The organism is Micromonospora sp. URMC 103 (genome assembly GCF_051386435.1).
In the GTDB taxonomy this organism is placed as follows: Bacteria; Actinomycetota; Actinomycetes; order Mycobacteriales; family Micromonosporaceae; genus Micromonospora.
Map to the genome: position 1 here is coordinate 1,675,692 of NZ_JBPQTR010000005.1, position 13,299 is coordinate 1,688,990.

The 13,299-nt window shown below is 71.7% G+C and carries 12 protein-coding genes; 5 read left to right on the forward strand and 7 right to left on the reverse strand.

Annotated elements, in window-relative coordinates:
* Positions 1-67: 67 nt before the first annotated feature.
* The 4 genes from ACSNOA_RS20765 to ACSNOA_RS20780 form a co-directional block, all read right to left on the reverse strand.
* Positions 68-226 carry a hypothetical protein gene (locus tag ACSNOA_RS20765; protein WP_436660648.1) on the reverse strand — a complete coding sequence of 53 codons (159 nt, stop codon included), beginning with the start codon at positions 224-226 and terminating at the stop codon, positions 68-70.
* A gap of 656 nt (positions 227-882) precedes the next feature.
* Positions 883-2,205, reverse strand: a complete 1,323-nt coding sequence (locus ACSNOA_RS20770) for a radical SAM protein (RefSeq protein WP_436660650.1) — start codon at positions 2,203-2,205, stop codon at positions 883-885.
* Positions 2,206-2,359: 154 nt separating this feature from the next.
* On the reverse strand, positions 2,360-2,764 hold the full coding sequence (gene sodN / locus ACSNOA_RS20775) for a superoxide dismutase, Ni (protein ID WP_436660652.1): 405 nt from the start codon (positions 2,762-2,764) through the stop codon (positions 2,360-2,362).
* Between the two features lie 317 nt (positions 2,765-3,081).
* Complete coding sequence (locus ACSNOA_RS20780) at positions 3,082-3,489, reverse strand: STAS domain-containing protein (protein WP_436660654.1); 408 nt, start codon at positions 3,487-3,489, stop codon at positions 3,082-3,084.
* A 264-nt stretch (positions 3,490-3,753) separates the two neighbouring features.
* Between ACSNOA_RS20780 and ACSNOA_RS20785 the strand changes: the two genes are divergently transcribed.
* Entirely contained in the window at positions 3,754-4,839 is a 1,086-nt protein-coding gene (locus ACSNOA_RS20785) for a hypothetical protein (protein ID WP_436660656.1), read from the forward strand.
* Between the two features lie 270 nt (positions 4,840-5,109).
* Positions 5,110-5,823, forward strand: coding sequence for a hypothetical protein (locus tag ACSNOA_RS20790; protein ID WP_436660657.1), 714 nt, complete (start codon positions 5,110-5,112; stop codon positions 5,821-5,823).
* A 59-nt stretch (positions 5,824-5,882) separates the two neighbouring features.
* On the opposite strand, the gene ACSNOA_RS20795 is transcribed toward ACSNOA_RS20790, so the two are convergent.
* The 3 genes from ACSNOA_RS20795 to ACSNOA_RS20805 form a co-directional block, all read right to left on the reverse strand.
* On the reverse strand, positions 5,883-7,460 hold the full coding sequence (locus ACSNOA_RS20795) for a hypothetical protein (protein ID WP_436660659.1): 1,578 nt from the start codon (positions 7,458-7,460) through the stop codon (positions 5,883-5,885).
* A 101-nt stretch (positions 7,461-7,561) separates the two neighbouring features.
* Positions 7,562-8,677, reverse strand: a complete 1,116-nt coding sequence (locus ACSNOA_RS20800) for a GDSL-type esterase/lipase family protein (protein WP_436660661.1) — start codon at positions 8,675-8,677, stop codon at positions 7,562-7,564.
* Between the two features lie 142 nt (positions 8,678-8,819).
* Positions 8,820-10,196, reverse strand: a complete 1,377-nt coding sequence (locus tag ACSNOA_RS20805; RefSeq protein WP_436660663.1) for an FAD-dependent oxidoreductase — start codon at positions 10,194-10,196, stop codon at positions 8,820-8,822.
* Between the two features lie 70 nt (positions 10,197-10,266).
* On the opposite strand from ACSNOA_RS20805, the gene ACSNOA_RS20810 reads away from it, so the two are divergent.
* The 3 genes from ACSNOA_RS20810 to ACSNOA_RS20820 all read left to right on the forward strand — a co-directional run bounded on the left by ACSNOA_RS20810 (position 10,267) and on the right by ACSNOA_RS20820 (position 13,210).
* Positions 10,267-11,187, forward strand: a complete 921-nt coding sequence (locus tag ACSNOA_RS20810; RefSeq protein ID WP_436660665.1) for a cupin domain-containing protein — start codon at positions 10,267-10,269, stop codon at positions 11,185-11,187.
* Between the two features lie 108 nt (positions 11,188-11,295).
* The gene (locus tag ACSNOA_RS20815; protein WP_436660667.1) at positions 11,296-12,261 is read left to right on the forward strand and encodes a hypothetical protein; all 966 of its coding nucleotides are present in this window, start codon (positions 11,296-11,298) and stop codon (positions 12,259-12,261) included.
* 100 nt (positions 12,262-12,361) lie between these two features.
* Complete coding sequence (locus tag ACSNOA_RS20820; RefSeq protein WP_436660669.1) at positions 12,362-13,210, forward strand: phytanoyl-CoA dioxygenase family protein; 849 nt, start codon at positions 12,362-12,364, stop codon at positions 13,208-13,210.
* Positions 13,211-13,299: the final 89 nt, after the last annotated feature.

Below are 13,299 nucleotides of genomic sequence, written 5' to 3' on the forward strand. Positions count from 1 at the left end.
CGCACCGCCGTCGCCGACCACCGTCTGACCGGGCTGCCCCGAACCGGAAACGGCTGGTCTCTGCGCGTCAGTCGAGCGGCTGCCGTGCCAGGACTCGTGGCTCCCTTCCGGCGAGCAGCCAGCCGCCGACGTACGCGAGCAGCGGCAGGCCGACGAGGATCGTGACCAGGTTGTGCGATGGCGCGTGTGTCAGCCAGTGCGGTTCCCGGTGGTGCCAGGCGAGCAACGCCAGGTACGCACCGACGGCACCGAGTGCCGCGCCGAGCAGTGCGAGGGCTCCGGAGGTCGCCCCGGTCAGGGCTCGCCGCGAGCCACGTCGCCGGGGAGCCGCGTCTTCCTGCCGTGCCGTCCGTCGGGCGCGGGGACGGCGGACAGTCGCTCTCCGTGAGACCGACACCGCGAGCGGGAGAACTCACTCTCCGTGTTCAGGATTGGCGCGATTCACTGCCATCGACGCCGAATCGTCCCGGCCTTGCGGGCGCTGACCAGCGCGTTTGTGTGGTGGCCGTCCTGAGCCGACCCACCCGCATTCGCTCCTTTGCTCTGCACCTCTATCTGCACCAGTCACGGACTGTGCCTGGTGCGTATTTGGGTGCAGAGCAAAGGAGGCGAAGAGGTGGGGTGCCCGCTCGGTGGTTGGTTGCGCTGAGTAGGCGATGGCGGAGCGGGGTGGGTGAGGTGAGGTGGGGCCTGCGACCCCGACCAGCCGGCCTTCGCGACCGTAAGGCGGTCGCCGGCCGGGCCCGGTGGCGGCGTGGAAGCCGAACTCCGGCCAGCGTTCCTCGGCAGCGGCAGTGGCGGGCCGCCGCAACCCGGGCCGGTCGGCGCGACTCGCGACCTCCATCACCGGACCATCGCCCGGCGTCGGTGCGCCGGCTCCGGTCAGCCCTGCGGCACCGCCGATTCGGCGGGCAGGCTGTCCATGAACGAGCTGACCGAGAAGACCGCCCGGCCGGCGCCGGCGGGGCCGTACCCGGGCGGGCTCGACAGGCCGTTCGCCTCCATGGTCGCGCGGTAGACCTCCAGCAGCCGGATGTGGTACTCCAGCGGCGCGCCATGCGGGTTGGTCCGGCCGAGTGGGGTGGTCGGCTCCGGGCACCAGGTGGTGAACCGCGGGGTGATGCCGCGGGACATGAAGTACTGCAGGCCCTCGGCCGTCGAGTCGATGGCCTCGTCCACACTGGTGAAGCCGTGCGGAGCGGCCATCTCGACACCGGCCACGAAGTTCGGGATGACGTTGCGCGGCCCGAAGACCTCGGCCGAGTCGAGGATGCGCCGGTGCCACTCCTCCCGGCCCACGTACCGCTCCTTGCCGGGGCAGTAGAGCTCGAAGAGCCGCTTGTCCCACACCTCGTAGTTCGGGTGGTAGATGCGGATCCCGTAGTCGTGGAAGCGCTGCACGTCGGCCCGCGGCAGGGCCTGGGCGACCACCTTGCCGATCCACCGGCCGGGGAACCGCTCCTCGATGGCCTGGGCGTAGCGGCCGTAGAAGTCGGCCTCGGCCAGCCCATCGACCTTCGAGGTGATGCTGCCGCCGGTGAGCGTGTACGCCTGCGACGCGCGCGTCGTGTCGTACCGGTCGATGATCTCCAACGCCTCGAGGACCTCGTCGACCGGCTTCACACCGGTGTACGGGCGCCCGGCCTGCTTGTGCTGGCGCCAGTTGTGGTTGATGTCGCAGTACTGGCACTCCTCCTTGGCGCCGAAGTACTGGCAGACGCGGAACGCGGTGAGGTAGATGAGGTAGCCCCACTGGATCGTGGGAGCGACCTCCATCACCGACTTGCCGTTGGCCAGCGTGTGCCGGTAGTAGTCCGGCATCGGGGGCAGCCCCACCTCGGCGATCGGCCGCCCGTCGAGGAAGAGCATCAGCCGACCGTCGTCGTCGGGCCGGACCCGGTACGGCGAGTCGGGGTTGGTGCGGACCGACACCACCGTGCGGCGCAGCTCGTACGGGCCGCCGGTGAGCACGATCTCCTCCGGGGGGCGGCGCAGGGCGGCAGCGCCCAGCTCCGGAAGCGTCCGGTGGTCGAAGGAGAAGATGAAGTACGACTTGGGCTTGACGTCACCGCTTTCGTTGTCCGTCAACGCCGAGTCGTCGAAGGCCAGGCCGCCACGCAGCAGGTCCTCCTTGATCACGGCCTCCCGCGGCACGTGCGGGAACCGGCCCATGAGGTCTTCGACGAGATCGGTACGCGATGGCATGCGCCCCTCCTGAACGGGTTGCGCGACGTGCCGCGCTCGGTGGAGCGCGGCAGGTGAGGAGTTGTCTGTCCGATCATAGTTGGGCGGAAACCGGCGGTTTCGGCGCCGCGGAGTGCCCGGCCGGCAGGGGCCGCCGACCGGGCGCGTCGCGCGTTCAGCTCTGCTTGGTCTCCCAGAAGATCGTCGAGATCTGCTCGATCTTCGCGAGGAGCTGGTCGGCCACACCCGGGTCCGCCGAGCCCTTCGCACCGCTGGCGCCGGCCAGCTTGGTGGCCTCGTTGAACAGGGTGTGCAGCTCCGGGTACTTCTCGAAGTGCGGCGGCTTGAAGTAGTCGGTCCAGAGCACCCAGAGGTGGTGCTTGACCAGCTCGGCTCGCTGCTCCTTGATGATCAGCGCCCGGGTGCGGAACTCCGCGTTGTCGTTGGCCTGGTACTTCTCGCAGATGGCCTTGATCGACTCAGCCTCGATCCGCGCCTGGGCCGGGTCGTAGACCCCGCAGGGAAGATCACAGTGCGCGCTCACGACGGTGCGCGGACGAAGGAGGTGCGCGAGTCCCATCGGATTCCTTCCGTTGACGACGTCGTCTCTCGGCGCGGCGCGGGTCGTCCGGGTCCGAGCGCTGATGCGCCCGGGTCGGAGCACCAGATCCCGCACCGCTCCTTGATCCACAGCGACGCTAGAACCTCAACCCGAGTTCATGTCAAGCGGGTGCGGGCGTAGTCGCCCACATCACGTCACGGGCGCCGCGACGTCAGCCGGATTTCGGGGTGCCGACGCGCAGCCGGTTGCCGTCCGGGTCGGTCACCTCGAGGTCGCGTCCCCAGTCCATGTCGTCGATCTTCGCGATGCGCCCTTCATGGTGACCGGTCCCTGGATCAGGACGCAGCCCTCGCCGTTGTTCCGCGAAGCGGGCGTCGTGTCCGCTGGTAGCGGATTCCGTGGGGCAGCGGTGGGTAGCCGAAGATCTGCCCCGCGGACGTCAGTGCCAGGACGCGCTCCGGCGACCCGGTGGCAGCCGCGATGGTCACCTGCTGATCGCGCGCCAGGGCGGCCTGCCGGACGGCCATCAGTACAGACAGCGCGGCGCAGTCGAGATACCTGAGCCTGGTCAGATCGAGAGCGAGGTGGGTGACCCAGGCGGGCGACAGCGACGCCGTCAAATCGCGCTCGAGTTGGTCGGCGGTGGCCAGGTCGGCCTCGCCGCTCACCGTGACGTGGCGGAGGCCTGGGCTCACGTCGCGTACGTCGCATCGCAGCAGGCCACGATCAGGGAAAGTGTTCATCGAAGGACTCGGTCCTCGCTCCGGCGAAGGGCGATGGGAGGGCCGGATGAGGGAGCCACCGTCGATCCGGCGCCGGGGAGGACAAACCAGATGCGCGGCGAAGCCGACCTCGACGTGGCACACGAGTGCCACCGAGAACGCTACCCGCGATCACCGCTAACCGCCACGCCGGGACGAGGGCCGTGCGCTCGGCGGTAACGACTCCTCACGCGCGTACCGTTGCGAGGGCGGCGCGGTGCCGGCCCGCCGGGTGAGGATGGTGACATGCGTCGACTGTCGCTGGTGCTGCTGACCGTGCTCGCCGTTGCCGTGGCCTGCGCCGCCCCCGACACCGGGCGGGGCCACCCGGACCGGTCGGCCGAGGTGCCGGCGCCCGCCGCGCTGCTCGCCGACGGCAGTGTCCCGTGGGTCGACATGAAGATCACCGATGAGGACCTCAACGGCCGACCGGCCGGGCCGCGCTCTCCGGCAGCCGGCAGCCGGCCGTGCCGGGCGGAGCAGTTGTCCGGGCTGCTCACCCGGTGGGCACGCTCCGGCAACGGCGGTGAGACACCGCGCGGCATGGACGCCGCCATCGGCAACCTGATTGGCGAGGTCGACGTCCGGAACGTGTCGAAGGTGGAGTGCACGTTGCGGGGTGAGGTGCCCACCACCATGCTCGCGGCTGGTCGCGAGATCCCCATGCGGTACACGCACACCATCAACGAGGAGGGCCGGGCCCGGGTCGTCGCCGTGCCCGCCGGCGGCCACGCACGCCTGCGCCTGGACTGGTCGGGGCCGTTCTGCCAGCGGCCGCGCGGACCGCTGGAGCTCGCGATCGAGTTGCCGGACGGCGGCGGCACGCTGCGCGCGCCGATCACCGCCAAGGACCGGCCCGGCTGCCAACGAGGTGAGGTGATCAATCCCTACACCCTGGCCACGCTGTTCGCCAGCGGGTTCGCCGAGCCGGTCACGGCGTCGGCACCCGCGCCCTCACCACTCGACCAGCTCACCGTCGCCGTCGCGGGGCCGCCGAGCGCCGCGTCCGGGTCGCGGCTCACCTTCCGCGTGACGCTCGGCAACCCGACCGGGGGCCCGCTCGCGTTGGACCCCTGCCCGGGATATCTGCTGGAGCGCTTCTCCCTCGGCGACACGGCAAACGAGCCCGTGAACACCTCTGCGCTGTACCGGCTGAACTGTCGCCCCCTCCCGCAGCTCTCCGCCGGCGGCACCGGCGTGTTCGAGATGGTCACGGAGGTGCCGGCCTCGATGCGCGCGGGGCGCGAGCTGACGGTCACGTGGAAGCTCTACCTGCCGCACTACGCGCAGCGCGGCAACCAGGTCGGGGCCTTCACCGTGACAGTCACCTGAGGCCGACACCGTCACCGTGCTCGTCGCCGATGACGGGGTGCGGGGGCGGGAACGTGTTTCGCGGCCGCGTCAGCGGGAATGCGCCGCCACGGGCCGTCCGCCGTGGTCGCTCGCCGACGCGGTCGATCAGCGGCCCGGAGAAGATGACGCCCAGGGGCCGGACGACGAAGGCCGCGGCGAGGTTCCGCGGCCTACCCCGTCGCCGGACGCGGCTGGTGCGACGCACTAGCATTGCCGCGGTCCAGGGCTGCTCTGTGGAAACGAGGCGACATGCGTTGGCTCCGGCGATTGCTGGGCGGCGGGCGGGTCCAACTCGATCCGGGGCGGCAGGAGGCCCTGCTACGGGACGTGCAGCAGCGGTACGGCGCCGGGGCGCAGGTCGGGTTTCCGGAGCAGGTCGAGGCGGTCACCGGTTTGCTGGACGGGGACGACGGCCTGGTGGTGGCGGCCCGGATCGTGAGCCAGGTGGCCGAGGAGGCGCACGCCGACCTCCAGGCCCAGGCCCAGGACATACAGCTTCGGACGGGCCGGCGGCTCGTGGTGCAGCGCCGGAACTACCGGCCGCTGTGGAGGGAGGCCGGTCCGGCGCTCCGATGGCCGCTGTTCGCGTTGCCGTCCGGCTTCCACCCGTACGCGCAGGTCGCCGGCGCCGTCGTGGCGATCGGCGGTCAGGCGTCCCGGCTGGACCGGGTGACCGACCCGAACCCGCTCGCGGCCCGCATGTTCGAGGTACTCGATCTGACAACGGTCGGCTGGGAGTTCGGACGGGTGCGGGTGGACACCGACGGGGCGGCCCTCGTCGACCGGACGATCACGAGCCTCGGTCAGGTCCTCGCCGCCATGGACGACCCGCCCCGACTGCCGCCTCCGGTCCGCGAGATGATGCGCCGCAACAACACCGTCGACGTGCACGACCCGCGCGCCGCCCGGGTGGTCGGTGGGATCAACGTGGGCGCGAGACTCCGGGAGCGGTTGCTGGTCTGACGCCGATGTGGCGGCGAGGAGCCGGTACGGGAGGTTGGCCGGCCGGCGCCGCGGCGCTCTCATCCGTCGGCGCCGGTATCCGCCAGCCAGGTGGTGAGCATCCGGCTGGTGTCCTCGCCGAGTGCCGCCGCCGCTCGTGCGGCCAATGCGACGAGCTCGCCGTGCTGCGCGACGGTGACCGCCAGAACGGGTGGTGGAGTCCGACGCCAGGTGGTCCGCGCGCCGTCGCGGGCGAGGCGGGTCACATCGGCCTTGCCACGTTCCGCCAGGCGGGAGTCCGGGTCGAGGGTGAGCGTCAGGGCGGCGCGCAACTGGACGTCGAGGCCGTGGCCGCGCAGCAGGCGGTAGCCGGCCTGGCGCAGCTCCGCCCGGCCTTCGCCGAGCAGTTGCCAGGGAAGGTCCGGCGGCAGGGCACGGCGCAGGGGCTTCAGGGCGGCGGTCGCCTCCCGGACCACGGCCGGCGACGGGTCCCGTAGCAGTGGAAGCAGTTCCTGCGCGACAACCGCGTCGAGCAGGCGCATCGCTCGTACCGCCTGGGCGCGGACCCGGGATCGTGGGTGGGCCAGCAGCGGTCGCAGCAGCGGGGCGTCCGCCGCCGAGCCGGTCTCGGCGAGCCCGGCGATCGCACCCGGCGCCGGCGTGGCGGCGCCGACCGCGGCCCGGTAGTGCTCCCGGGGGTCGATGCCGATCCGGCGGGCCGCGTCTCGGGCCACCGCCCGGACCAGCGGCGCGTCGTCATCCAGGCATGCGGCCACGTCGGCGTCCTGACCGACGCGGACGAGCCCGGTCAACGCCACTACCCGCACCTCGGCACGAGTCGACCGGGACAGGCGACGCAGGACGTCGTGCTGGCGGGTCCAGACGGCCTCGCGGCACGCCGCCTCCGCCGCCCCGCTCCGGATCCGCACATCCGCGTCGGTCTCGGCGCGGGTGACATGGTCGGGCAGCCGCAGGCCGCCCTGAGCCCGGACGATGTCGAACACGAACCTCCGCTGCCGCCGGTCATCCGATTCCAGCAGCCCGCGCCACACCCCCACCGGCGCCGACAGCAGCGCCGCCCGGATCTGGGTGACGGCGAAGCCACCTCGCGCCCGCGCGTCGACCCGCAGCGCCATCGGCAGCGCCGCCGGCAGGTAGCCGGTCGGATCGTCGGCGAGCACCAGCGCGAGTCCGGCTCGCGCCCGATCCCGTACCGGCTTGACCCAGTCAGCAGTACGGAGCACGAGGAACGGCACCAGCTCCGGGTACGGCCGATCGCGCATCGCCGCGACCGCTCGTTCCCGAATCCGTCCGTCGGCGTGCATGCTGGCCAGCGCGATCGCTACCGGCCCCAATGTGGTGGACGAAAAGCGGGCATCGACCCGCCGCAGCTCCTGGTACGGGCGATGCCACGATGCCTGCCGCGCGTGCCCGTCCAGCCGCGACACCAATCCTGGAACGTTGGCCACCAGCCGCAACGCGGAGCGCGCCAGCACCTCGTCGCTGCGGTCAACGACGTCGAGCAGCACCTCGATGAGACGGTTCATCGTCTCCCATCTGGCCCCTGCGCTGGCGTCGACAGCGCTGCGCACCGCTACGAGCACCTCCGCCACGGCGGGCTGCGGCCCGGTGTCGCGGCCCCGTCTCCCCCAGATCACCTCGCCATCCTGCCCGAGCCGGCGATCCCGGCCGTACCCGATTTCGCGGCCGCCTCCGACGCGGGCCCCAGGGTCCGTCCCGTCCGGATCCGCTCAGGCGGTCACCGCACCGAAGGACCGAGCACCAGGTCGTCCAGGTCGACAGCGCCGGCCATGGCCTCGGCGCCCCTGTCGTTCAGGTGCATGCCGTCGCCGCTGTCCAGCGCGGGGTGGATGTAGTCGGGGGCATCGGGGTTCGCGACAGCGCGGGCCACGTCGAAGACGGCGTCGAAGGCATCGGTCGTACGGATCCAGTCGTTCACGGCGCGGCGGGTGGCGAGCCCCTGGGGCGTGCTGATCTCGGGGCCGGCGCCACCGAAGGGGCCGATGGTGGCGACCAGGATTCTGAGGCCGGCCCGGTGGGCACGGTCGGCCAGGGCGGTGAAGCCCTCGACGAGGTCGTCGGCCGTCACGGGAGGTTCGCCCAGCATGACGGGGAGACCGAGGTCGTTGATGCCGAGGTGCACGAGGACGTGGGTCAGGGCCGGTATCGACAGGACGTCGCGGTCGAATCGCGCCAGCGCGTGTTCGCCGATCTCGTCGCGCAGGAGGCGGTTGCCGGCGATGCCCTGGTTGACCACCCACCCCCGGGTGAGGCGCCGGTTGAGGAAGTCGACCGAGCGGCGGTTCGCGCTGGTCGTCGTGCCGACTCCCTCGAACCAGGAGTCGCCGAAGGCCACGGCGATGGAGGTGTCCGGCGGGGCGAGCACGTCGACACCGGAGATGTAGAAGCGGCCTCCCACCTGCTCTGCCGCCGGGAACGGGGACGACGCGACGTGGTTCCCGTCGGCGATCCACGCGACCTCGGCCGGCATGTGGGAGTAGGTGGCCAGGCCGGTCTCCTCGGGAAGGTAGAGGCTCACGACCAGGTCCGCGCCCGCGGCGATGGAGAGGTCGACCGGGTCGGAGACGGCCTCTTCGCCCGCCGCGACGACGCACCGTTCGGCGCCGTCGAAGGTGAGGGCGACCCGCGTGTCACCGACGGCCACGGTCGCGGCGGCGACGGTCAACGGGGTACGCCCGTAGCGGTTCGTCAGGCGCACCCGGACGGCTTCTCCCCCGCCGGCCATGTGCAGCACCTGACGTACGGTCTGGTCGGCGAAGCCACGGGGTCGGCTCAGCTGAAGGTGCTCGTAGGGGCTGATGACTGCGGTACGGAAACCGGCCGTCCAGATCATGTCGTTCCCATGGTCCGTGCCGTGCGAGGCGGCGATCAGGCTTGTACGTGAAGTCTCCGACACCCAGCCCGGGCCGGAGCGGCGTTGGCCGGATCACCGGGTTCGGCAGGTCGTCGGCCGACCCGGCGGGGTGCCTGCGGGGTCAGCCGACCACGGTCGCGAGGACCTCGTTGAAGGCTTCGGTGGAGCTCGGGTGGGTCCAGATCGCGTCGCGCAGGCTGCTGGCCGTGGCGCCGGTGCGCATGGCCAGGGCCACGGTGTTGATGAGTTCCTGCGCGTCGACGCTGAGCAGCGCGGCACCGAGGATCTGGTCGGTCTCGGCGTCGATCACGAACTTCATCAGGCCGCGGACGTCGTCCAGGATTCGGGCCCGGGGCATCGCCGCGATGGCCGCGATCGCCTGGGACGCCACGCGCACCGGGCGGCCGGCGGCGCGGGCCTGCCGCTCCGTCATGCCGACGCGAGCCAGCGGCGGTGTCATGAACAGCGTGTACGGAACCGCCACGCGGTCGGCCGTCGAGCGCTTTCCCTCACCCAGCAGCTGGTCGGCCACGATCCGGTAGTCGTCCAGCGAGATGTACGTGAACTGCGGCCCCCCGTTGACGTCACCCACGGCGAAGATGTGCGGGCGGCTCGTGCGCAGATGCTCGTCCACCTCGACGGCGCCGCGCTCGGTGGTCCGTACTCCGGCCGCCTCGAGCCGCAGCTCGGCGGTGCGCGGTGCGCGGCCGGTGGCGGCCAGCACCGCGTCCGCCTCGATCGTGGCGGCCTCGCCGTCCACCTCGTAGGACACGATCGCGGTGTCGGCGGTGTCGGTGACCCCCGTGACGCGGGCGCCGGTGCGGAAGGTGACGCCCTCCTCGCGCAGGATCTGCTCGGCGGCCCGGGCGACGTCGTCGTCCTCCGCGCGGAGGATCCGCTCGGCGCCCTCCAGGACCGTGACGTCGGCGCCGTAGCGACGCAGCATCGCCGCGAATTCGATCCCCTGGTAACCGGCGCCGATGACGACCGCGCGGCGTGGTAGGTCGGGCGAGCCGATCAGGTCCGTGCCGGTGACCAGGTGCCTGCTGTTCCGGAGTCCGGGAATGTCCGGTACGACGGTCTGGGCGCCGGTGTTGATGACGATGGTGTCGGCGGTGATCTCCATCCGGTCGCTGCCGGCCGTGACCTCCACCCGCTTCTCGTCGAGGAAGGCGGCGGTGCCGGTCACCACCGTCACGGAGTCGAGCGTGTCCAGCATGCGGAAGTTGTTGCGGCGCAGCGTGGCGGTCAGCGACGCCGTCCAGGCCACGGAGTCGGCGTACCACGACGAGGCGTCCGCGCCCTGCGGCCGTGCGGAGGCCCGGTGGATGAGCGCCTTGGTGGGTACGCAGCCGATGTTGATGCAGGTGCCGCCGTACATCTGGTCGGACTGCTCCACCATCACCACGCGTCGGCCTCGACGGCCGAGGGCCGCCGCGAGCGTCTTCCCGCCCTTGCCGAAGCCGACGACAAGCAGATCCGCGTGCAATCCGTTCATGGGACTAGGCTGGACCGCGACGTGTGATCTATCAAGACCACTTCGGCTCAATATTCGTCGAGATTGGCTCATGGATCCGATCAGCACCCTCATCCGCATGGCCCGGCTGGAAGCCACGGTCGACGTACGCTGCCTGCTTGCCGGCCGCCACGTCCTGGACAATCCGCCCAGACCGGGACAGGTGCCCTTCCACCTGCTCTTGGAGGGCCACTGCGTCGTCGAATTCGGCGATCGTACGGTCGAGCTGCGCGCCGGCGACGTCCTCGTGCTGCCGGGCGCCGGACAGCATCGCGTGCGGGTCGTCGCCGAGGACCCGCCGGCACCGCCGGAGCGGCAGCTGAGCGGCTCGGTGGAGACCCTCCGCAGCGCCGGCACGTCGTCGATCGACCTCTTCTGCGGCCACTACACCTACCGGGTGGGCGCCGGTGAACTTCTCTTCGCCGGGCTGCCCGACATCCTGCACGCGTCCTTCGGCGCCGGCGCCGGATCCCCGCTGCGCCTGCTCGGCGAACTCGTGCGGCACGAGGCGACCCTCGACGGCCCGGGCGCCGGCGCCCTGCTCGCGTCGCTCTGCGAGGCGCTCCTCGTGCTCGTCCTGCGGGGGGACGGGCGTGAGCGTCGGGCCACCACGAACCTCGCCAGGCCGTGGACCGCGGTGACGGACGCCGGTCTACGGGCGGTCGTCGACGCCGTGGTACGCGAGCCGGAGAAACCGTGGACGATCGACGGGCTCGCCCGCGTCGCGGGGGTCTCCCGGGCCACGCTGGTGCGGCACTTCTCGGCGGCGACGGGCATGGGCATCGCCGACTTCGTGACCCGGACCCGGATGATGATCGCCGCCGACCTGTTGACCACCACCGGTCGTGGTCTCGACGACGTCGCGGCGCGCGTCGGCTACCGCTCGACCTCCGCTTTCGGCAAGGCGTTCCGGGCCGCCACCGGAACGACCCCCGCACGACTGCGCCGCACCGCCGGGCAGGTCGGCCGCTGACCTCGGCCCCGTGGCGATTGACCGAAATCGAGCGCGCGGCAACCGGGGTCTGGGCAGGATGGAACGGGCGTCGCCCGCGCGGGACCGCCCCGCCAGGGGAGGTGTCAGATGGCCGCCGTCCGGATTCCGACGAGCTTCTTCGGCATCCCCTTCGGCCTCGCCGGCATGGGCAACACCTGGAACGTGGCCGGACGCGCCGGCGCCGTGCCGGTCTGGATCGGCAGCGCCCTGCTGGCGCTCGCGGCGCTTACCTGGCTCGTCGTCGTGGTGGCGTACGCGGCACACGCGCTGCCCAGGCCGCGAACGCTCGTCGGCGACCTCGTGGATCCCATCGCCGGTTCGTTCGCATCCCTCGCCGTCATCACCCCGATGCTGCTCGCCGCGCAGGGCGTCGTCCCGCACCACATGGGGGTCGGGCGGATCCTCGTCGACGTGTTCCTGCTCCTCACCCTCGTCTACGGCGGCTGGATAACCGGGCAGTGGATCTACGGCCGGCTCGACATCGACCAGATCAACCCCGGCTACTTCCTGCCCACCGTCGCCGGCGGGTTGATCGCCTCGGCCGCCGCGTCCGCCGTCGGGCAGCGCACCCTCGCGACCATCATGCTCGGGCTCGGGCTCGTCTGTTGGCTCGTCCTCGGGTCGCTGATCCTCAACCGCCTCTTCGTCCGGCCGATGCTGCCGGCGCCCCTCGTGCCGACCCTCGCGATCGAGGTGGCCCCCTCCGCCGTGGCCGGGCTCGCGCTCTTCGCCCGCAACGGCGGCCGGATCGACGTCTGGGTCATGCTGGTCTCCGGGTACGGGCTGCTCCTGGTGCTCGCGCAGATCCGCCTTCTCCCGCTGTACCTGCGGCTGAGGTTCGGCCCGAGCTTCTGGGCGTTCACCTTCTCCTGGTCGGCGGTCGCGACGGTCACCCTGCACTGGATCACCGACGGCGAACCCTCGGGTCACCGCGTCTACACGTACCTCGTGCTGGCGGCCATCTCGGCCCTCATCGGCGGCATCGCCGTACGGTCGGTCGTGGAGGCGGCGCGCGGACGGTTCCTGCCGCGGCCCGCCCCACCCGCGTCCTGACCTGCCGCCGTCGTCACCTCGTCCGTTCCCCGTCGCCGCCTCTTGCGCCTCTTCTACAACGTTGTAATACTCGTCGGACCGCCGCCACCAGGAGGGTCCGATGAGCGCCGACGTTCGTAACCCGCAGGCCGTCGAGGCAGGAGAAGTCCCGGTGGAGGCGCTCGGCGACCTCTACCGGGACGGGATCACGGCGCGCCGGGGCGCCTTCGCCGTCGACTGGGTCGAGCGGGTGGGCGAGGACATCGACGCCGCGTTCCGCGAGGCCCGCGCCCGCCCGGACGGCGCCGTCGGGCGCGGCCCGCAGCGGTGGTACGTCGAGATCCATCCGGAGCAGTTGCGCGGCTTCGTCGACCTGGTCACCCACCCGTGGGTGGTCGCGGTCTGCGAGGCGGTGCTCGGTCCCGAGTACGAGATCGTCGAGCTGGGTTTCGACATCCCGTTCCCCGGCGCCGCCATGCAGCCGTGGCACCGGGACTTTCCGATGCCGCCGGACACCCGCCGGCAGCGGCGGCTGACCTCGCTGGCGTTCAACCTCACCACGGTGGACACCGTGGAGGAGATGGGACCGTTCGAGATCGCCCCGGGCACGCAGTGGGACGAGGGCGACGACTTCGACCACGGGATGTTCCCGCCCAAGGACCGCTACCCCCGCTACCAGGCGCGAGCCGTACGGAAGTATCCCCGCCGCGGCGACATCTCCGCCCGTTCGGCGCTCACCATCCACCGCGGCACCCCGAACGTCTCGACGCTCGCCCGTCCGGTCCTGGTGCTCGGCGTGGACGCGCCCGGCGCGGGCAACGCGGCACACCACGACATGGCCGTCACCCGGGAGTACTGGGAGAGCCTGCCGGCGTCGGTGCGCGCGCACCTGCCGTGCCCGGTCGTGGAGACGCTGACGCCGATCCGCCAGAAGCACACGATCGAGGGCCTGGTGATGGGCGCGGAGTGAACGCGGCCGGCAATGGGCCGAACGCACCCGTAGGACCCTTGGTGATACCTTAGGCCCCCTAAGTTCAATGCTAGGGGGGCGAAGGTCTG

Bases quoted from the DNA above. Each gene is read 5' to 3' on its own strand.
- ACSNOA_RS20770 (WP_436660650.1), bottom strand. From the start codon at position 2,205: ATGCCATCGCGTACCGATCTCGTCGAAGACCTCATGGGCCGGTTCCCG.
- sodN (WP_436660652.1), bottom strand. From the start codon at position 2,764: ATGGGACTCGCGCACCTCCTTCGTCCGCGCACCGTCGTGAGCGCGCAC.
- ACSNOA_RS20780 (WP_436660654.1), bottom strand. From the start codon at position 3,489: ATGAACACTTTCCCTGATCGTGGCCTGCTGCGATGCGACGTACGCGAC.
- ACSNOA_RS20785 (WP_436660656.1), top strand. From the start codon at position 3,754: ATGCGTCGACTGTCGCTGGTGCTGCTGACCGTGCTCGCCGTTGCCGTG.
- ACSNOA_RS20790 (WP_436660657.1), top strand. From the start codon at position 5,110: ATGCGTTGGCTCCGGCGATTGCTGGGCGGCGGGCGGGTCCAACTCGAT.
- ACSNOA_RS20800 (WP_436660661.1), bottom strand. From the start codon at position 8,677: ATGATCTGGACGGCCGGTTTCCGTACCGCAGTCATCAGCCCCTACGAG.
- ACSNOA_RS20805 (WP_436660663.1), bottom strand. From the start codon at position 10,196: ATGAACGGATTGCACGCGGATCTGCTTGTCGTCGGCTTCGGCAAGGGC.
- ACSNOA_RS20810 (WP_436660665.1), top strand. From the start codon at position 10,267: ATGGATCCGATCAGCACCCTCATCCGCATGGCCCGGCTGGAAGCCACG.
- ACSNOA_RS20815 (WP_436660667.1), top strand. From the start codon at position 11,296: ATGGCCGCCGTCCGGATTCCGACGAGCTTCTTCGGCATCCCCTTCGGC.
- ACSNOA_RS20820 (WP_436660669.1), top strand. From the start codon at position 12,362: ATGAGCGCCGACGTTCGTAACCCGCAGGCCGTCGAGGCAGGAGAAGTC.